The 20,526-nt window shown below is 38.7% G+C and carries 22 protein-coding genes; 3 read left to right on the top strand and 19 right to left on the bottom strand.

The features are described from left to right. Positions 1–99: 99 nt before the first annotated feature. Positions 100–1,269 (bottom strand): acyl-CoA dehydrogenase, encoded by a 1,170-nt coding sequence (locus tag ABVT42_RS06490; protein WP_353896146.1) that lies wholly within the window; start codon positions 1,267–1,269, stop codon positions 100–102. Positions 1,270–1,454: 185 nt separating this feature from the next. On the opposite strand from ABVT42_RS06490, the gene ABVT42_RS06485 reads away from it, so the two are divergent. Beyond that, positions 1,455–2,258, top strand: a complete 804-nt coding sequence (locus tag ABVT42_RS06485) for a YiiX/YebB-like N1pC/P60 family cysteine hydrolase (RefSeq protein WP_353896147.1) — start codon at positions 1,455–1,457, stop codon at positions 2,256–2,258. A 548-nt stretch (positions 2,259–2,806) separates the two neighbouring features. On the opposite strand, the gene ABVT42_RS06480 is transcribed toward ABVT42_RS06485, so the two are convergent. From ABVT42_RS06480 to ABVT42_RS06410, 15 genes are all read right to left on the bottom strand, one after another. Then, positions 2,807–3,751, bottom strand: coding sequence for a universal stress protein (locus tag ABVT42_RS06480; protein ID WP_353896148.1), 945 nt, complete (start codon positions 3,749–3,751; stop codon positions 2,807–2,809). A 316-nt stretch (positions 3,752–4,067) separates the two neighbouring features. After that, positions 4,068–4,850, bottom strand: a complete 783-nt coding sequence (locus tag ABVT42_RS06475; RefSeq protein ID WP_353896210.1) for a TatD family hydrolase — start codon at positions 4,848–4,850, stop codon at positions 4,068–4,070. Positions 4,851–4,997: 147 nt separating this feature from the next. Continuing rightward, on the bottom strand, positions 4,998–5,351 hold the full coding sequence (locus ABVT42_RS06470; protein WP_353896149.1) for a PilZ domain-containing protein: 354 nt from the start codon (positions 5,349–5,351) through the stop codon (positions 4,998–5,000). Positions 5,352–5,467: 116 nt separating this feature from the next. Then, entirely contained in the window at positions 5,468–6,448 is a 981-nt protein-coding gene (locus tag ABVT42_RS06465; RefSeq protein ID WP_367023530.1) for a DNA polymerase III subunit, read from the bottom strand. Between the two features lie 31 nt (positions 6,449–6,479). Further along, the gene (gene tmk / locus ABVT42_RS06460) at positions 6,480–7,118 is read right to left on the bottom strand and encodes a dTMP kinase (RefSeq protein ID WP_353896151.1); all 639 of its coding nucleotides are present in this window, start codon (positions 7,116–7,118) and stop codon (positions 6,480–6,482) included. A 119-nt stretch (positions 7,119–7,237) separates the two neighbouring features. Continuing rightward, positions 7,238–8,266 (bottom strand): endolytic transglycosylase MltG, encoded by a 1,029-nt coding sequence (gene mltG, locus ABVT42_RS06455; protein WP_353896152.1) that lies wholly within the window; start codon positions 8,264–8,266, stop codon positions 7,238–7,240. Positions 8,267–8,273: 7 nt separating this feature from the next. Then, complete coding sequence (gene pabC, locus ABVT42_RS06450; protein ID WP_353896153.1) at positions 8,274–9,071, bottom strand: aminodeoxychorismate lyase; 798 nt, start codon at positions 9,069–9,071, stop codon at positions 8,274–8,276. A 42-nt stretch (positions 9,072–9,113) separates the two neighbouring features. Next, positions 9,114–10,355 carry a beta-ketoacyl-ACP synthase II gene (gene fabF / locus ABVT42_RS06445; RefSeq protein ID WP_353896154.1) on the bottom strand — a complete coding sequence of 414 codons (1,242 nt, stop codon included), beginning with the start codon at positions 10,353–10,355 and terminating at the stop codon, positions 9,114–9,116. A gap of 182 nt (positions 10,356–10,537) precedes the next feature. After that, a complete protein-coding gene (acpP, locus tag ABVT42_RS06440; RefSeq protein WP_353896155.1) occupies positions 10,538–10,780 on the bottom strand; it encodes an acyl carrier protein in 243 nt (80 codons plus the stop codon). Positions 10,781–11,047: 267 nt separating this feature from the next. Beyond that, positions 11,048–11,794 (bottom strand): 3-oxoacyl-ACP reductase FabG, encoded by a 747-nt coding sequence (fabG, locus tag ABVT42_RS06435; protein WP_353896156.1) that lies wholly within the window; start codon positions 11,792–11,794, stop codon positions 11,048–11,050. Between the two features lie 128 nt (positions 11,795–11,922). Further along, positions 11,923–12,858 carry an ACP S-malonyltransferase gene (gene fabD / locus ABVT42_RS06430; protein ID WP_353896157.1) on the bottom strand — a complete coding sequence of 312 codons (936 nt, stop codon included), beginning with the start codon at positions 12,856–12,858 and terminating at the stop codon, positions 11,923–11,925. A 37-nt stretch (positions 12,859–12,895) separates the two neighbouring features. Then, the gene (gene plsX, locus ABVT42_RS06425) at positions 12,896–13,921 is read right to left on the bottom strand and encodes a phosphate acyltransferase PlsX (RefSeq protein ID WP_353896158.1); all 1,026 of its coding nucleotides are present in this window, start codon (positions 13,919–13,921) and stop codon (positions 12,896–12,898) included. A 76-nt stretch (positions 13,922–13,997) separates the two neighbouring features. Next, positions 13,998–14,168, bottom strand: coding sequence for a 50S ribosomal protein L32 (gene rpmF / locus ABVT42_RS06420; RefSeq protein WP_353896159.1), 171 nt, complete (start codon positions 14,166–14,168; stop codon positions 13,998–14,000). Positions 14,169–14,184: 16 nt separating this feature from the next. Beyond that, positions 14,185–14,709 (bottom strand): YceD family protein, encoded by a 525-nt coding sequence (locus ABVT42_RS06415; protein WP_353896160.1) that lies wholly within the window; start codon positions 14,707–14,709, stop codon positions 14,185–14,187. 158 nt (positions 14,710–14,867) lie between these two features. Beyond that, positions 14,868–15,224 carry a DUF2750 domain-containing protein gene (locus ABVT42_RS06410; protein WP_353896161.1) on the bottom strand — a complete coding sequence of 119 codons (357 nt, stop codon included), beginning with the start codon at positions 15,222–15,224 and terminating at the stop codon, positions 14,868–14,870. Positions 15,225–15,404: 180 nt separating this feature from the next. Here ABVT42_RS06410 and ABVT42_RS06405 point away from each other — a divergent pair, with 180 nt between their 5' ends. Further along, a complete protein-coding gene (locus ABVT42_RS06405) occupies positions 15,405–17,303 on the top strand; it encodes an ABCB family ABC transporter ATP-binding protein/permease (RefSeq protein WP_353896162.1) in 1,899 nt (632 codons plus the stop codon). Next, positions 17,300–17,908 carry a Maf family protein gene (locus ABVT42_RS06400; protein WP_353896163.1) on the top strand — a complete coding sequence of 203 codons (609 nt, stop codon included), beginning with the start codon at positions 17,300–17,302 and terminating at the stop codon, positions 17,906–17,908. The genes ABVT42_RS06405 and ABVT42_RS06400 overlap by 4 nt, the downstream gene beginning before the upstream one ends. Here the strand turns inward: ABVT42_RS06400 and ABVT42_RS06395 are convergent. The 3 genes from ABVT42_RS06395 to rluC all read right to left on the bottom strand — a co-directional run bounded on the left by ABVT42_RS06395 (position 17,889) and on the right by rluC (position 20,489). Continuing rightward, positions 17,889–18,782 carry a DMT family transporter gene (locus ABVT42_RS06395; protein WP_353896164.1) on the bottom strand — a complete coding sequence of 298 codons (894 nt, stop codon included), beginning with the start codon at positions 18,780–18,782 and terminating at the stop codon, positions 17,889–17,891. The two genes, ABVT42_RS06400 and ABVT42_RS06395, sit on opposite strands and share 20 nt — an antisense overlap. Positions 18,783–18,862: 80 nt before the next feature. Beyond that, positions 18,863–19,525, bottom strand: coding sequence for an HAD-IA family hydrolase (locus tag ABVT42_RS06390; RefSeq protein ID WP_353896165.1), 663 nt, complete (start codon positions 19,523–19,525; stop codon positions 18,863–18,865). A 10-nt stretch (positions 19,526–19,535) separates the two neighbouring features. Next, entirely contained in the window at positions 19,536–20,489 is a 954-nt protein-coding gene (gene rluC / locus ABVT42_RS06385; protein ID WP_353896166.1) for a 23S rRNA pseudouridine(955/2504/2580) synthase RluC, read from the bottom strand. Between the last annotated feature and the right edge of the window lie 37 nt (positions 20,490–20,526).

The raw sequence follows: 20,526 nt of genomic DNA, 5'->3' as shown, positions 1-20,526 counted from the left end.
ACTCATTATTTCATCAGGTTAACCCACGCGGAATCAAAACGCGACAGTTATACAATGCCTAAGGTTAACCTGAGTTATGTTTTTAGAATTTTGTTAATATTAACAGAAAGCTTGAATACCAGTTTGTGCACGACCAAGAATTAATGCATGAATGTCATGAGTACCTTCGTATGTATTAACTGCTTCAAGATTTAACATATGTCGAATAATATGAAATTCATCGCTAATACCGTTGCCGCCATGCATATCACGAGCAATTCTTGCAATTTCCAGTGCTTTACCACAAGAGTTTCTTTTGACTAGCGAGATCATCTCGGGTTTAAATGCTTTAGCATCGATTAATTGTCCAACCCGTAAAGCACCTTGTAAGCCTAATGTTATCTCTGTTTGCATATCAGCCAGCTTTTTCTGATAAAGCTGAGTAGCCGCTAAAGGGCGACCAAACTGCTTACGATTTAACCCGTAATCACGCGCAGCATGCCAACAAAACTCTGCGGCTCCCATTGCTCCCCAGGCTATTCCGTATCGAGCCATATTTAAACACCCAAAAGGCCCACCTAATCCACGAATTTCAGGAAACATATTTTCTTCAGGTACAAAAACATCATCCATTACGATTTCCCCAGTAATTGAAGCGCGTAATGAAAATTTACCTTCAATTTTAGGTGCACTTAATCCCTGCATTCCCTTTTCCAAAATGAAACCACAAATTTTGTCTTCTTCATTTTTAGCCCACACAACAAAAACATCTGCCACCGGAGAATTTGTGATCCACATTTTTGTACCAGAAAGGTTATAACCGCCATCGACCTTTTTAGCTCTCGATTTCATACTGGCAGGATCTGAGCCGCTATCTGGTTCAGTCAAGCCAAAACAACCAATGTATTCACCGGTAGCCAATTTAGGCAAATATTTTTGCTTTTGTTGTTCGGTACCATAGGCATTAATAGGATGCATTACCAGGCTTGATTGAACACTTAAAGCGGAGCGATAACCACTATCGACTCTTTCCACTTCACGTGCCACCAATCCGTAAGCAACGTAGCTGACACCTGCACATCCATAACCATCAATCGTTGAACCCAGTAACCCTAGCTCGCCCATTTCTTGCATAATGGTTGTATCAAAGTATTCTTCTCTATTAGCCTTTTGTACTCGCGGCAATAATTTTTCTTGCGCATATTCACGGGCCATATTTTTGATCATTCGCTCATCTTCACTAAGCTGCTGATCGATCAAGAACAAATCATCCCAAATTTCCAAAGTCATATACTCTCTATACCTGTTACAATATTCGTTTAATTTAGACCTAGTCTAGCCAAATTCGGGACAATAAACCAGTACGCAATTTCATTTTAAACATTGTATAATTATTTATCATTAAGTTAATGTTTTTGCGTTCAATCTTTTATTTTTATAAATGGATGTTTTACCTAATTTGAGTTTCACAAAAAATGTCATTAAAAGAAAAAGTTGAGAAGTGGTTAAATAGAGAAACAGAAAGTTCAGGCTTTCCAATCTGTAATTTTGAGAAACTTAGCTATGGAATCAGGCCTGGTGATGTCATTTTAGTTGAAGGGCGAACTCGGATTTCGGACGTTATTCGCGTGGTTACGCAAAGTCGCTGGACCCACTCTGCACTATATATTGGTCGCTTGCACGATATTCAGGATATAGAGTTTAGACAAAAATTACTCGACTTTTATCCCGCTACGCCCGATCAACAATTACTCATTGAAGGTATTCTTGGTAAAGGTATGATTGTTTCACCACTTGAAGAATACGCAAAAGATAATTTACGTGTGTGCCGGCCATCAACATTATCAGCAAGAGATGCACAAAATGTCATTAACTTTGCCATTGGCAAATTGGGGGTTGGTTATAATATTCGTCAACTTTTCGATTTGGCGCGATTTATTTTTCCCTGGCGAATTTTACCACGCAAATGGCGATCAAGCTTATTTACTCGACGACCAGACGAAGTCACCAAAACAGTTTGTTCATCATTAATTGCCGATGCCTTTTACTCCGTAAAATACCCTATTTTACCCCTGTTTCGCAGACAAGGTAGAGATGGTATTGAACTGATTCCGCGCAATACACGATTATATACACCGGCAGATTTTGATTACTCCCCTTATTTTGATGTCAAAAAATTTCCATTTATGGGAAGTACCAACGACAGCCCTTATCGTGATTTACCTTGGAATAAAGACGGGGTTGTTGGTCATGGTGAAAAAGATTTCGAAATCTACTGACGCGTCTGTGTACCATTCCAAACATTTAACATTTAACATTTAACATTTAGGCATTTAACATTTAGGCATTTAGCATTTAGCATTTAGATTGTTAGATATTGAACATATCGATTAAAACAGATTAAAAACAGGAATAAAACCTGTCACATTTTGCTAAATTAATCGCTTTATAAATAATAACGACTTTAACGCTCTTGTTTTAGTTAAAACCATTCTAAAAATGCAGTAAAAATCACTGGCAAAGCAATAAATATCAACTAAATTTAATAATAGAAACGGTGAACAAACTTTTAAGTGTACTCCTTAAGCTTTTTGTTCCATGTTTAACTTCTACTTCCCCTACCCCAGGTCATCTAAATCAGAGCCTGGGATTTTTTTGTTCTCTCGACTAATAAAACTTGCGAATAGTACTTAAAATTAACCGATCGAAGTCAATCAGTCAAAATTAATCAAATTATATCGTTGCTACAATGCCATTAATCAGATTAGTTTATCATGCCCTTTTACTAATTTAGTTTATGGTCATTTAATTGAACAAAGATTAAAGACTAATCTCGCTGAATTTGCACCGATAAAACATCACAATTCACTTCATCTAGAATTTTTTCTGCGGTACTACCAACTAACCCACTGTGGTATGCAGTGCCCAACACCAGTAAATCGACCTTCATCTCTTCAACCATCTCAGGTAATTTTTGTTCTGGATAACCTTCGACTAAATGCAAATTTTCTTGCGGTAACTTAAATGGTCCAACAACTTCGTTAAATTGACTCTCCTGATTTTCTTTGAGCTGATTGATATATTCAGAGTAATTTTCTTCGCCCATGGTAAAATCAGCAGGCCCAATTCCGATGCCCATACCCAACCCTATGTCATTCCAAACCTGATACTCAATTGGAGAATAACAATGGGTGACATGACAGGTTGCATTCATTTTACCAGCAAAGCGCATTGCACTATCGATAACCAGATTATCTAACGATTCTGGTTTACTATGAGCATGAGTCGGATCAATACCCGCAAGTACGGTCTGATATTGTGCCGCTGTTGTTTCTTTAGCTAAAATTAATGGAATCGAACTTGATTTAAGAAGTTGCCAATCATTAGGTGTAAAAAAAACTTTATCTAAAACTTTATGCTTATGGGTACCTTTTAAAATTAAATCGGCACCGACTTTTTTGGCATATTCTATAATTCCTTCGTAATGTGGTTTATGCCAAATGGCATCACTTGCCACTGGAATATTTTCTTTGTCAATTGATTGGCTATATCGAGAAAGTTTTTTCTTGAGTGAATTTAAATAGCCCTCTTTCGCTGCGTCTAATTCAGTTGGAGAAAAAAATAAACTGGTGACTAAACCCGAATTATAAACAACTAGCACAAGCTCTATTTTTGCATCGTATTGCTTTGCCAGATAAATTGCTTTGTTAAGCAAAAATTGATTATCTGAATGGGGAGCCAATACGGTTAAAATCAATTTAATTGACTGCATAAAATAGCCCTCGTTAAAGATGATTTATTAAATAATCATTACCAACACTTTGGCTTTATAGCCTACAACGTTCAGTTAACAGTGTCTAGTTTTTGCCTTAAGGCTACTTTCACCTTAAACCAACTCACAATAAGATGATAAACTTAAACAGAGCCACAGCACTGAGTTTCGGCACTGAGCTCTAGCATCGTGTTCAATTCATAAGGTAACTTTGCTTTAAGATGAGAATATTGATTTGAAGCAATAAAGCATTAAATAGTTGAGATTACTCAGTAACCCCGCTACTCCAGTAAATTTTAGCGCGCTGGTTATTGCTTTAAGTTTTAAGTCCAGTTGGAAACAACCGATTGAAATTTTGCGTTGTTTGTAAACAAAACTGCTCAAAGTTTTCTTCTCGCAGGGATGCCACAAAACGCGCCACATCGACTACATGACGTGGTGAATTCGGCTTTCCTCTAAATGGAACTGGCGTCAAATAGGGACTATCTGTTTCAACTAATATGCGATCAGCAGGGATTTCCTTGGCAACCTGCTGTAACTCTTGCGCATTTTTGAAAGTCACAATACCTGAAAAAGAAATATAAAACCCCATAGCCATTGCTTCTTCAGCCATTGCTAAAGACTCAGTAAAGCAATGCAATACACCACCGTGTTTTTCAGCGCCTTCGGCTTTTAACATATCAAGAGTATCTTGCCTAGCATCTCTAGTATGAATAATAAGAGGCAATTCAGCTTCTACGGCAGCTTGTACATGTGTCCGAAATAGCATTTGCTGCTCTGGCTTGCTTTCTTTAGCATAATAGTAGTCTAATCCTGTTTCACCAATGGCAATCACTTTCTCATGCGCTGCTTGGTTAACTAAATAATTGTTATCGACCATTTGTCCTTGGGTATATAACGGATGAATACCAACAGAAGCATAAATATCTGGATGATTTTCGGCCAGTTTTGTCACTGCCGCTTGATTGTCTACATTGATGGCAACACATAAAAACTGTTTCACACCGACCTGTCGTGCGGCATCAAGTGCTAAGTCTAATGAGCCATCAAACGGCGATAAGTCTAATCTATCTAAATGGCAATGTGAGTCTACTAACATATTCACTAAAATTTATTGAGTTTGGGCGAGGTATTGTAAACCAGATGGATGAAGATGCAACTGAGAGTGGATGTCACTTAACGGTGAAAGCCCGATAGATAAGCAGTTTAAATCGTCTACTAAGCCAACTAGGGTAAATTGTTTACACTACATCGTGTGTGTAATACGCTCGGACTCGAGGATACCTGCCAAATGGGTTTCAATTTTGCCACGTGTAACCCCTTTATCCTGTTCACTGAATTGAACACCAATGCCCCGAGCTTTATTACCTTGCGCACCTTTTGGGGTAATCCAGATGATCTTTCCGGCAACTGGCAGTCGTTCTTTCTCATCCATTAGTGTTAGCAGCATAAAAACTTCATCACCAATATGACACTGCTTATTCGTTGGAATGAACAAACCACCATTTTTAACAAATGGCATATAAGCGGCATACAATGCACCTTTGTCTTTAATAGTCAATTGCATGATGCCATGTTTTGGAGAGCCTGCATTTGCCATATATACTGATAACCTGTGTTGTAAAGGGTTAAATTCGCTTTGTCAGGTAATTGTAGCACTCATCTTATGCTATTTACTAACCTGGAACTTACTTTAAGTAACTTTAAGTATACACGCTAAACCTTTGATTGGCCTTTTATTTTTCTTCCTAACTCAAACCATAAAAGTAAAATGGCTTCAATCTGTATTTGAAATTGCAGATTACTACTGAATAAAAGTGCACGGTTAAACTCTAACACTTTAGCGTAAATCTGGTGCAGAGACTTATCGGGTATAGCGTCATATTTAGTGTGCAGCGCCGAAACTTTATGTTTACTTATTTGGTGCAGATATTCAGCAATCAGTTCGACTATCTCTGTTTCCGCTAGCTCATTTACTTGCTGAATAAAATCCTGTGGTGTTAACGAATTTACCAATATGTCATCTAATAATTTAAATACCGACGCTCTTTGTTTCGCTCCGTCGTTTTCGATGTATGCCAAAGCAGCCAAAGGTGCCATATAACAAGCACTTAATGCGATTTCTGCTGTATTTTTGTCAACTCCCGTTGTATCAATAAGCCAGGGTAGGATAAGTGACTCATTCAACACTGGAGACATCAATTGACACCGACTACGAATAGTCGCCGGTACGATTTGCGCGTTATCTGCTAACAAAATTAGCAGTGTTTGCTTTTTGGGTTCTTCCAATGTCTTTAAAAGTGCGTTAAAGGAAGCTCTAGTCATAGCACTAACTGACTGCACAATTGCAACTCGCCATCCGCCCATTTGCGGGGTGTCGTTTAACTTATCGCTTAATTCGCGAATTTGCTCTATTCCAATTGATTTTTTTTGAACACCTTTATTATCAACCAGCTTATCGATTAAATAAAAGTCTGGATGTGTTGCGGCGTTAAACAGCAAACAGGACTTACACTGCTCACAAGCCGATTGAATTTTGGCGGTAGCTTGACACAAAAGTCGTTTGGCCAATAGACGGGCAAAATTTGATTTTCCTGATAATTTCGGCGCGGCGATGAGCAAGCCATGTGGTAAACGCTGATTTTCATGTGCAGTAATCAGTTTTTGGGCAAGCTCAGCGAACCAGGGGTAATCCATATTAGTCATTATTAGTTAATAATATAGCGTACTAATTTTTAGCAAAGCATATGGTTTGCAACAGTGATTGAAGTGAGCGTTGAACCGTTTCAATATCAGGTGATGCATCAATGAGGTGAATTCTCTCTGGGTCTCGTCTAGCTCGGAGTAAGTAAGCATTACGTACTTCTTCATAAAATGCCATTTTTTCAGTTTCGAAGCGATCTGGCTTACCTCGTTGACGAGTTCGTGTCATTCCCTCTTCCACTGACATATCCAGTAAAATAGTTAAATCAGGTTTAAATCCGTCCAATGTCCAATTCTCAAGCTCTGCAATCCTTTCAAACGGAATACCACGACCACCACCCTGATAAGCATAACTGGCATCAATAAAACGATCAGAAAGTACCCAGGTACCACTTTCTAAGGCAGGCATTATCGCCTGTTTAACATGTTGGCTACGCGCAGCAAACATCATTAATAATTCAGCATCAGGTTCAATAATTTCTTTACGGTTAGCCAATAATGTTGCACGCAAATCTTCAGCAAGTGGGGTTCCTCCAGGCTCACGAGTAACGAGCACTTTATGTCCTTTACTCTCGATTAGATCTCTGATGAAATTCAAGCTGGTGGTTTTTCCAACACCTTCGCTGCCTTCTAAAGATATAAATTTACCCGGAATATCACTCATTTAATTTAATTTTTTCTCGCATCTGGATCGTCTTGCAAGTGTACGACACCCAGCAAGAATTTGTCGAGTCTCGATAGTTAATTATCTCCACCATTTTGCAAGCAACGGCGAGAAAATAGCTACCTTTTGAGCTGATAACGTCGCACCGCCGCATTGTGCTGCTCAAGTGTTTCGCTGAAATAATGACCACCATCACCAGTGGCAACAAAATACAGTTCATTACCTTCTTCAGGATGCAGCGCCGCATGAATTGCAGCACGTCCAGGCATCGCAATAGGTGTGGGAGGAAGTCCTTTTATCTGGTAGGTGTTGTAAGACGTTCTAGTTTTTAAATCTTTATACGTTATATCACCATTAAAATCTGGGCCAATACCGTAAATAACCGTTGGATCAGTTTGTAATCGCATATTTTTTTGTAATCGGCGCACAAATACACCGGCAATTTTTCCCCTTTCAACAGCAATCCCAGTTTCTTTTTCAATAATAGATGCCATTATCAATGCTTCATAAGGATTATTATAAGGTAACCCAGGTTGACGAGCTTGCCACTCTTCTTCAAGAACTTGCTGCATTTTTTGATTCGCACGTTTCAAAATAGCTAACACACTTGAAGCACGGGAAAAATAATAGGTATCTGGATAAAACCAACCTTCAATATGATTTGACTGTCCACCGGCGTATGACAAATCAAGAATCTGATGGAGTTTTTCAATAGGTTCAGGTAAATCAAACACAAGGTTTTCCTGTTGTTTGAATTGCTGAATCAGTTGATGGGCATTAATTCCTTCTACAATGGTCACTGAATATTGAATGACTTTTCCTTGAGACAATCGCACCAACAGAGTTAATGGTGTATCGCCAACTTCAACAAGATATTCACCAACTTTAATTTTTTGTAATTGAGGATTCAGTCTTGCTAAAACTTTCAAATACAAACTATTTGAAATGATTCCACGCGAGTACCACTGACGGGAAAGTTGATTAATATTATCTCCTGTTCGTACCTCAATAACCTGTTGCTGAGAAATATTTAGTGGCGAATTAATAAATGCTTTATATGCATATCCATGCCAAGATAAAAACAAAACCAGACCTAGTACACAAAGCCCAAATATTAATCTTAAAGAAATAAAAGAACGTTTACTCATTCGAACTCTAACGAATAAAATTAAGGTCGGCCTGCAAATCGCAGCTCAGTTTAGTTGCAATAGCCTTGTCGTTAATTTTTGCAACTGGCCAAATGCCAACAAGACAATTGGTAATAAATGCCGACTGACAACTTTCCAGTTGCTCTAGAGAAATTTTTTCAACTTCACAAGGTATTTGTTTTTCTGCCATCAAAGCCAAAATACGTTTGCGCGTAATGCCAGAAACACCAGCATCATTAAGTCGCGGCGTCTTCCAACAACCATCTTGAAAAATAAATAAATTACTTCGACTACCACAAATCACTCTATTATCGAAGGTCAGCAAAGCTTCTTGATTACTCTGTTTACATTCAGAAGCGGCGAGTACACTGTCTAATCGGTTTAAATGTTTTAGCCCAGCCAAGTAGGCATTTATGGACACAGGGGTATTGGCAACAAAGACTTCGCAAAAAATACTGGGCTTGTCGATCCAAGGAGAAATAATTATTTCTATGTTAGATGACTGATCGGCACCAATAGCATAGCCACGTTGGGTTTGTCCACGTGTCACACTAATTCTGATAACGGCTTTTGCTACCTTTCGAATCGCTTTTTTTAAAAACTTTGCAATTTCATCAAAGTCCAGATCCGAAAATCCCAGCTTTTCAGCGGACAACTTTAACCGCTCAAAATGTTCTACTTGGTGTCTGAGCTCACCCGAATCAATTAATCCAGTTGTAAAAAAGCCATCACCAAATAACCGCCCCCGATCAAAGATAAAATTTTCTTTGGGTTTGGTTATTTGATTAATCAATTTAATATTCAATCGACAGCCTTTATACAAAGTTAAATAATTTTATCTGCTTGGTTATGATTTAAAGCGCGAAAAAAGCAGCGAGCCATTTGTGCCGCCAAAACCAAATGAGTTGCACAAAGCATGTTCAATTTTAGTTTCCTGTGGTTGATGTGGCACATAATTTAAATCACAACCTTCATCGGGATTGTCTAAATTAATTGTCGGTGGTGCGACTTGATCTCGCATGGCAAGAATCGTAAAAATTGATTCAACACTACCAGCAGCACCTAACAAGTGCCCGGTCATTGATTTAGTTGAACTCACTTTTACCTGAGCTGATTGTGGGCCAAAAATAGATTTAACCGCTTGTGTTTCAGCTCTGTCACCTGTTGGTGTTGATGTACCATGTGCATTGACGTAGCTAACATCTTCCGCATTGACTTGGGCATCATTTAACGCGTTTTTCATGGCTAGTGCTGCACCAGCACCATCTTCAGGTGGCGAAGTCATATGATAAGCATCTCCACTCATCCCAAAGCCTGTTAATTCGGCATAAATTTTGGCACCACGACGTACGGCACTTTCGAGTGATTCTAACACCACAATACCAGCCCCATCCCCTAAAACAAAACCATCTCTATCTTTATCCCAAGGACGACTGGCTTGTTCTGGTGAATCATTACGGCTGGATAATGCTTTTGCTGAAGCGAACCCAGCCATGATCAGTTTTGTCGTTGCCATTTCGGTACCACCGGCAATCATAATATCTGCATCACCATATGCAATAATTCTGGCTGCATGACCAATATTATGCACGCCGGTTGTACAAGCAGTAGTGATTGCAATATTAGGACCTTGCATACCGTACATAATAGACAGTTGACCCGCAGCCATGTTGATAATCGAACCAGGAATTAAAAATGGAGAAACTCGTCTCGCCCCTTTATTAAGCATCTGAATATGATTATTCTCGTTGGTACTTACACCACCCAAACCAGATGAAACACAAACACCAATACGCTGTCGATTTTCATCGTTCACCACAATGCCTGAGTCTTCAATTGCCTGTACTGCCGCTGCAATGCCGTATTGAACAAATGGGTCATATATACGAATATCTTTTTTATTCATATATTTTTCAGGATCAAAGTTTTTTACACTAGCAGCAATTTTGGTTGACAGCCCTTCGGTATCGAAACTTGAAATGTGGGTAACACCACTCTTACCGGCTAAAATGGCTTCCCATGAGGACTCTACACAATTACCAACTGGGGATAGCATACCTAACCCCGTAACAACAACCCGATTTTTCATATTATTATCCTAGTAAAAATGAAGATAGAAAATTATCTCAATTATTCTCAAATATAAATTTCTACCAACGATAGGGTAACCTTGCTTGTTCTTATTATATTTTCTTTTGATATAAACGAAAAAAGCTGCGACAGTCAGTTAACTCTCGCAGCTTTTTAAAAACTTTTCAATCAGTTTGCTGATTAGGCGCCTTCTACGTTCGCTTTAATATAATCAACGGCTGCCTGAACAGTATTGATTTTTTCAGCTTCGTCATCTGGAATCTCAGTATCGAACTCTTCTTCTAGAAGCATTACCAATTCAACTGTATCCAGAGAATCTGCTCCAAGGTCATCTACAAACGACGCTTCTAGTTTAACAGCATCTTCTGAAACGCCTAATTGCTCGACAACGATCTTCTTTACGCGATCTTCGATTGTGCTCATGATATGTATTTTCCTCTAAAAATTAAACCAGCAAACGCTGAGGCGTGTAGTTTATTGATTTTATGTAAAGTTGCAAGTTGCTACCGGATGTTTTTCAAAGGTCTGACCACCAAAGTCAATATTAATATTAACCTTTTGTCCAATAACTATTACTCACTTTAGTCGTCCCACACCCTATCTGCGAGTGCCATATTAAACACAAAAATTACCCAAAAATAAAGAATTAATCCGTTGTGTCAGATTAAACTTAAATAATTAATGGGAATTTTAGCAACTCATGTACATGCCACCATTCACATGAATGGTTTCACCAGTAATATAATCGGCCCCACTTGACGCTAAAAAGCCAACTGCAGCGGCAATATCTTCAGGTTTTCCAAGTCGTGCCAGCGGAATATTTTTGAAAAGTTCTTCACGTTGACCGTCTTCCAATGCCTGAGTCATATCTGTATCAATAAAACCAGGAGCAACAACATTTACAGTAATACCGCGGGCTCCTATTTCTTTGGCTAATGATTTACTAAACCCAATAACCGCCGCTTTTGCTGCCGCATAATTAGCTTGGCCCGGATTACCCGTTGTACCAACTACAGATCCAACGTTGATAATTCGTCCCCATTTGGCTTTCATCATTCCGCGCATGCAAGCTTTTGATAGCTTGAATATAGAAGTCAGGTTAGTTTGTAAAATGCTGTCCCACTCTTCATCTTTCATTCTCATCAGCAAATTATCACGCGTAATACCCGCATTATTTACCAATACTTCAGGGGTTCTACCATAGGCTTCTTTTATTGCCCCCATTAATGCTTCGATTGACTCACTGTTAGCGACATCAACGACCATTCCTTGACCATCGATATTTGCCTCTTTAAATGCTTGAGAAATATTGTCTGCACCAGATTGTGAAGTTGCGGTCCCAACAACAGTAAATCCAGCTTTACCTAAATTTTCGGCAATTGCTTTACCAATGCCGCGTGATGCGCCGGTGACTAAAGCTAATTTAGCTTCGCTCATGGTTATCTCCAATTGAATCTTGAGTATTTGTGTTTTTCTTCTACCTGCAAGGTAAAAAATCGATAATAAAAACAATCAATTAAATTAAACTAAAACGGAATGTTAATTCAATCAACTAAAGTAAAACATTAAGAAAGCGCTTCAACTGCTTGATTAAAAAAAGCTTTTTTAGCAACTCTATGGGCGTCTATGGTTTTATCAATGCGCTTTATCAAACCACACAAAACATTGCCTGGACCACATTCCACCACTTGGTTAATTCCTTTAGCTGCTAATAGTTCAACCGTTTCTGTCCAACGTACAGGATTATAAAGTTGTCTAACCAATGCATCTTTTATTGCATCAGCAGCGGTTTCTATCGCTACATCAACATTATTGATTAATGATATTTGAGGTGTTCTAATTTCAATATTATCTAATTCTTGTCGCATGGCATCGGCTGCGGGCTGCATGAGTTGGCAATGTGAAGGAACGCTTACCGAGAGAGGCAGTACTCTTGCTCCCCCATCTTTTAAAGCTTCCATTGCGCGAGTGACACCATCTGCATTACCCGCTATAACAACTTGTCCAGGGGAATTGAAATTAACCGGTGCAACTACCTCTCCCTGACTAGCCTGCACACAAGCCTGTTTAATAACATCATCTTCAACACCAATAATTGCTGCCATTTTGCCCACACCAGCAGGAACAGCTTGTTGCATCAATTGACCACGTTTCTCTACCAATTTAACCGCAATTTTAAAGTCAAGTGCATTTGCCGCAACCAATGCGGAATATTCACCAAGGCTATGACCTGCCACATACACTGGTAGATGTTTACTTTGCGTTTGCCATAAACGCCACATCGCAATACTTGCAGCCAGTAAGGCAGGTTGAGTACGATGAGTTTCATTTAATTGTTCGGCAGGTCCTTCAGCGATTAATTGCCATAAATCGTAACCAAGTACTTCACTGGCTTCTTGAAAGGTTTGTTGTACAACGGCTTGCTCTTTAAATTCACCTAACATTCCCAATGACTGTGAACCTTGACCTGGAAATACAAATGCAATTTGCTGATTTGACATAGATTTACCTGCTCTTACTTTTACTTATTGAAATCATTTAAACTAATTTTTCGCTAGCTTGTTGCAGACTCTCTCGGATAACCTGTGGTATCTTTTGATAAGATTGCAATATCGCCTCTTCGATCGCACAGCAAGTTGCGTGTACATTTGCACTGCCATGGCTTTTTATTACAATTCCGCGTAGACCCACTAAACATGCACCATTATATTTTTCTGGGTTAACTTCAGCTTTGAAGGCATGAATAACCGGCTTGGCTAGAATTCCACAAAATTTAGCCCACCAATTTCTTTCAAAGGCCAATTTAATTTTATTTGCCAGATAGTGAGTTAATCCTTCGGTCGCTTTAAGCACATTGTTTCCTGTAAAACCATCAGTAACAATGACTTGATAATCACCACTGAAAATCTGATTACCTTCAACAAAGCCTGCATAATTAATTGATTCAATTGAACCAATTAGCTCTGCAGCCCGACGTAACTTTTCTGAGCCTTTATTATCTTCTTCACCAACATTGAGCAACCCAACTTTTGGTGAGTCCACCTTATCGACACATTTAGCTAACTCGTTGCCCATAATGGCAAACTGAGTCAGACGTTTTTCATCACAGACCACGTTAGCCCCTAAATCGAGCAAATAAACATGGTCATTCTTAAGGGTAGGAATGGCAGAAATAATGGCTGGTCGATCAATTCCAGGTAACATTTTTAGCACAAATCGAGAGATAGCCATCAAAGCGCCAGTATTACCGGCGCTCACACAAGCATTGGCTTGTCCATCTCGAACCGCCTCTAATGCCAGCCGCATTGATGAAGTCTTTTTGGACTTTAATGCAACTGCCGGTTGATCATTCATCGTCACATCATCTATTGAACCAGTAATTCTAATTCGCGAATGTCCGAGAATTTTATTTACTTTTAAGTGATGAGTAATTTGTGTGATATCACCAAACAGATGAAAAGCGACGTTAGAATAGCCTTTAAGAATTTTTTTTACGGATGGAATTGTAACAGAGGGGCCAAAATCGCCCCCCATACAATCTATAGCAATGATGACATCAGTCATAATGCTTAAATAAACTGTTTTTAGATACTATATTTTATTTGATAAAGTCAAAAGCTATCAGTGTATTACTAAAGGCTTAAAGGACTTTACGACCTCGATAGTAACCATCTTCAGTCATATGATGACGACGATGAATTTCACCAGTTGTCTGATCTTCTGATAATGAAGAAGTGTTATCAACTAATGCATCGTGAGAACGTCTCATATCTCGCTTTGAGCGAGTTTTGCGATTTTGTTGTACGGCCATGGTATTCTCCTAAACTTTAAGTTTTCTTTAAATTCTCTAATACAGAAAATGGGTTACTCTTTTGAGCTTCTTCGGCGATTTTTGCCTCATCCAGCTCACCAAAACTCATTTTCTGATCAATCTGTTCTACCGGTTTGTTAGCAACCAATGGTAAAGATAAAATCAGTTCATCTTCCACCGCCTGTTTTATATCGAGAAAACCATCATCGAGTAAAACGGGCTCATATGCATCATCAACTTCAGCAAACTGGCTTTCTGCAACAACAGGACAAATTGTAATACTCTTGTCAACTGAATGACGAAAGCCTTCAAATGTCGTTTGGCATTGCAAAACCAAATCTGCTTTTATCACAGTTTTTAATAAGCAGCGATCCTGATAGTCAATACTTCCCGTGATGATAACCTGCACTTCACCGGTATCTTGGTATAACAAGCCACAAAGCCGACTCAATTGTGAAACAGGCCATTTAAACCTGACTTCACCATTTTTATTCGCTAATTTTCGAGGCTGTATACAGCTATTTTGCTGGGATTCTTGCATAGGCGCGCGATTCTACCCAAATCTCTTTAAAAACGCAAAGTATATTGACTATTCAATGGTTGTTTTTTATTCAAAAACATCAAGAATAGCTAATTTTTTCCTGAAATAAATCAATATGATAGAAAGTCTACGTTAATTTGACCTAAATACAACTCTCTTTATTCTTCAGCTAACAAATCTTCAATTAACATCACGGGTTCTATTTCTGGGCCAACCAGTTCACTATTCCAATTAATTCCAGCTAGCACACCATCTTCATGCATTCCGTGTAACCAGGCATCAATAAAATCATCAAAAGCAATTGGTGCCGGTTGGTAATCTTGCCACTCTTCAACACACAGTAATTTCGCTCGTTTCTCACTTGACCAAAATGGAATCGTTTCCTGACCATCAAAATCATTCGACTCACAAACGGCCCAACCATCCGCATTTTGCAATCCCCAGACTATTTCAGTCATCTGGATTTCTTCGATAAATTCTTCGTAATAATCACGTAGCGAAATTTCTGTATTCAAAGGAATGAACTTCTTCAGTTTTTAAATTTACCGAATTATAGTTGAAAACTTGGTGAAGCTAAATCACTTAACTCTTTTTAACATTATTCATATTAGTGGCTGATTAATCACTTTGCTAATCGCATCATAGACTGTGGCTTGATACAATTGGACTATCTTATATCGCGGGAATGCTATTTAATGCGACATAGCCGACAAGCCATTGAGCCCAACACACAAATCAACTGGACAGTACTCAAACAACTCTTACCCTATTTTGCAGAATTTAAAGGGCGCGTATTCTTTGCATTAGTTTTTATGGTTTTGGCAAAAATTGCGACAATTGCGATGCCATTTATCCTTAAATTAATTGTCGATAACCTGTCTGACACACCGCCAGCACAGGACTCTATTTTCAACCAATTACCCGCTGTATTGCTTGCACCTATTGCCTTGGTTTTTGCCTATGGCTTTTTTCGATTTGCTAATGTGGCCTTTGGTGAAATCAGAGATACTTTATTTAGTCGAGTAACCGAACGCACGGTTAGACGTGTCAGTCTAACCGTATTTAACCACTTGCATAATCTTGATGTAGACTTTCATTTATCGAGGCGTACTGGTGGTCTTGCCAGAGATATCGAACGTGGCACACATGGGATCAGCTTTATTATGCGTTTTATGGTTTTTAATATCATCCCGACATTAATTGAAATTTCTCTGGTCATTGGCATTTTGCTTACCAATTATGGCACTGCTTTTGGTCTAATCACGGCCCTTTCTATCATTATTTATATTGTTTTTTCCGTGGTGGTTACCAATTGGCGTAATCAATTTGTCAGAGCCATGAATGAAGCTGACTCAAATAGTGGATCACGCGCAATCGATAGCTTGCTTAATTTCGAAATCGTTAAGTCTTTTACAAACGAGCGGTTTGAGAGCCAACGATATGACAAAGATTTACTCGCCTGGGAAGAGGCAAAAAACCGCAGTCGTTTAAGTTTATTTGCGCTAAATGCAGGGCAAGCCTTTATAATTAGTTCAGCAGTGACCGCCCTGCTCTATTTAGCAGTTACTCAAGTAGCCAATCAACAAATTACTGTAGGCGATTTTGTATTAATCAATGCATTTATGATGCAGCTATTTATGCCACTTAATTTTCTTGGTTTTATATACCGTGAAATAAAAGTAGCCGCGGTAAATATTGAAAAAATGTTTGAATTATTAGCAACCACGCCGAAAATTATAGATGCAGATAATGCTCAGCCGTTAATACTTAACTCAATAACTGAGAATGTTTCAACAAAGTCTGTCGTAACAAACAATTTGCCATCAAAAAGTCAATCAATTCCACAAAGTCAGCCATTAGAACAACTTGTCTTTAATCAGGTATCTTTTGCTTATCAGGCCAATAGGCCAATTATTAAAAATATCTCGTTTCAGGTTTTAGCGCGGCAATCAGTCGCTATCGTTGGCAGCAGTGGCTCCGGTAAATCAACCTTAGTTAAACTATTGATGCGCTTTTATGACCCAACAGAGGGACAAATATTGATCAACGATTTACCACTAACACAATTTACCCAGCAATCTCTCAGAAAGCATATTGGCATTGTTCCACAAGACAGCATTTTATTTAATGATACTATTCTTGAAAATATTCGTTATGGTAATCCAGAGGCAAGCCAGCAAGAAATAGAACAAGTTATTCAAATGGCTCACTTAACGCAATTTATTGCGCAGCTACCCGAAGGTATTCAAACCGTTGTTGGTGAACGAGGGTTAAAAATATCTGGCGGTGAAAAGCAACGCATTGCCATTGCACGAGCACTTATTAAAAAACCACCAATTATGATTTTCGATGAGGCAACTTCATCATTAGACAGTCGCTCAGAAACCGCAATTTTAGATGCTATCCGAGAAATTTCTCAGCAATTTACCAGCATTATGATAGCTCACCGATTATCAACAATTATACATGCTGATACTATTCTCGTTATGGATAAAGGCGAAATAGTAGAAACGGGCACACATCAGACTTTATTACAAAATAACGGACTATACACCGAGCTTTGGCGAGCCCAACAAAAGAGCGAACAGCAATGAACAATAGCAAACTAATACTGGCTTCAAGCTCGCCTTATCGTCAAAAATTATTGCAACGATTGAACCTGGCTTTTAAATCAATCTCACCTGACATTGATGAAACACCACTAGATGATGAAAAAGCCATGACCTATGTTGAAAGGATGGCAAAACAAAAGGCATTTAAGATCGCCAAAAGCTTTCAAAGCGCCTGGGTCATTGGCGCTGATCAAACCGCTTTATTTAATGAAAATATTATTGGCAAGCCGGGTAACCACACCTCTGCAGTTAAACAACTCAATCAGTTTTCAGGGAACCTGGTTCAATTTATTACCGGCGTAGCACTTGTTCGCCAAACGTCTGATCAATCAATTGAGCAGTTTTATCTGACCTCTACTACGGATGTTTATTTTAAAAAACTTTCCCCCTTATTAATTGAGCACTATTTACAGACAGAAAAACCTTACAACTGCGCCGGCAGTTTTAAAATAGAATCGATGGGACCAATCTTGTTTAATCGCGTTATTAGCGACGATCCAACCAGCCTTGAGGGATTACCGCTGATTGCTCTTTGTAAGTTATTTTCTCTGGCAAAAATTGATATCTTTAATTTTGACGATAATTAAATTGTACCAATAAAATACCAATAATTAACATGACAATACCTGCTGCCTGATGCAAACTCAAAAACTCACCCAATAAAGGTATAGAAAACATTGCTGTAAAAACTAAACCACTTGATGCCAGAATACTCGCTTCAAAGGCTTTTAAATGACGCATCACAATATTAAAAACGGTCATTGTCAGTGCAATAGAGAATATGCCGTTTAATATAATAATGAGCCAGTTAGTTAAAGATATTTGCTGCACACTAACTTGACTTACCAGCCCCCAAATAATCAGCGGCACCCCACCTAGCACAACGGTGCCGGTCGACACAATATTAGCTGATAATTGCTGGGGATGTTTTAAGTGGAGTAATCTAATAAAAATATTAGTTAACGCTAGGAAAAATACGGCAGCCCCCGCATAAAAAATTCCAAGCCAAGCTTCACCTGAGGGCCATAAGTAAAAATAAATCTGCACGCCGATTAATGCTATTACTGCACCTAATATTTGAAAACGAGAAGGACTCTCTTTCAGTAACAGTCCACTTAGTAGCATGGTAACGATGCCGACAAAATTAATTAGATAGGCGTGAGTGGTTGCAGGCAAAATATCAAGAGCGAAAATAAATAATGTTCTCACCAGCGTAAAGTTACATATCCCTATAGCAAACACAATTGTCCATACAGATAAGTTTAACTGTTTAGGTAACTTTTCTTTTTTAATTAAAAAAGTATAACCAAACATTGTCATAATTCCGAAAATCATTTGCAACCAAACAAAAGTAAACGAATCAACTTCGGCTAGTGTTTGCTTGGCCAAGACCGTGACCAGCGCCGCAAAAAATATTGTTATAATTAATTGCAGCGCAGATTTAGCACGTAAACTTTTCAACGAGCCAATTCCAACTGTACGGCTTTACTATCATGGTACTTTTGATATATCAATTTATCATTCTCGGTAAAACAAACCTTTTATTCAGCAAACCATTTTTCAATCGCAATAACATTTTCTAAGATTGCTTTAGGAGCCAATACATCTAACTGATGAAAATCACTTGCGCCGCTGGTAACCGCAACCGAATCGACATTGGCATTATTTGCCATCGAAATATCATGCACACTATCGCCAATTAATAGTGACTCGGTAGCCGATTTATTGGCAGATTCAAGTAACTCAAATACCATTTTGGGATTCGGTTTAGACTCTGACTCATCGGCACAAATCGTAAAGTCAAAATAACTATGCAAATCAACTTCATGTAAAACCCGATCTAATCCGGCTCGAGCTTTACCTGTTGCAATTGCGATTTTAACATCTTGTTGTTTTAACCAATCCAGATGTTCTTTCACACCATCAAATAATGGCGATGGTGTTTGATCCGATTCAACATACTGATAGCGATACTCCGACAATAGCTCATCCGTTCGCGACGATGTCAAAGTTGGAAACAATTTTGGAATCACTTCGGTCATACTTAACCCAATTATGCCACGAACACTTTCAACGTCGGGTACTGGAATTTCTAAATTTCGAGCCGTGGCCTGCATTGCTGAAATAATTCGACCCGTTGAGTCCATTAATGTGCCATCCCAGTCAAAAATGACAAAAGAATACTTGTTCTTTAAAATACTCATGCTAATTTCTCTAATTCGATACTTTTAATTTTTCAATTAACTGATTCATTAACTGAGGCATTGGTGCCTCATAAAATATCTTTTGCGTGCTGTCTGGCAAAGAAAAAGTTAATTTGCTGGCATGCAGACAAAAGGTTTTCACATTCAATTCTTCGGCCAATTGTCGTTGTTCATCATTAAGCACATATTTATCGTCTCCCAACAACGGATATCCAGCATATTGTGCATGTACTCTTATCTGATGCGTACGTCCAGTCATCGGCATGGCTTTAATCAAGCTGAATTGACCTAAACGCTTTAAGCACTTGAATCGAGTTTCGGAAGGTTTACCCGTTTTATCAACGCTGACAAAACGTTCGCCCGAACGAAGCTGATTTTTTTTCAAAGGCGCATTGATCAAGTTTTTTTCATTATCCCATTCGCCAATTACCAGTGCCAGATATTCTTTTTGCATCGTTTTGCTACGTAATAGCTCATGAAAATGGGTCAAATAGGTGCGCCGCTTAGCAACTAAAAGACAGCCTGAAGTATCCCGATCAAGTCGGTGGACCAGTTCTAAAAATTTTTCGCGGGGGCGCAATGCCCGCAAAGCTTCAATGACACCAAATGACACCCCACTACCACCATGTACAGCCATACCCGATGGCTTGTTTAAAATTAAGTATTGCGGTGTTTCATCAATAATTAAAGATTCTAACTGCTGAACGCGGTCTAAATTATGGATTTTGGGTGTTTCGGCTTTTTCTTCTAAACGAATGGGGGGAATTCTTAATGAGTCACCTGATTGTAGCTTGTATTCTGCTTTTACTCGCTTTTTATTTACCCTGATTTCGCCTTTACGCAAAATTCGATAAACCCGACTTTTTGGCACGCCTTTTAGTTGGTTGAATAGATAATTATCAATTCTTTGGCCATGATGGTTTTCATCAATTTTACGGATTTGCACTTTATCGAAATCAGACACAGGCTTTTCTTACAGGTTAATGAAATTTCGCGAAATT

This window comes from Aliikangiella maris (assembly GCF_040719265.1).
GTDB classification, from domain to species: Bacteria; Pseudomonadota; Gammaproteobacteria; order Enterobacterales; family Kangiellaceae; genus Aliikangiella; species Aliikangiella maris.
The sequence above is the reverse complement of the archived record's forward strand: the minus strand, read 5'-3'. Positions and strand labels throughout refer to the sequence as shown.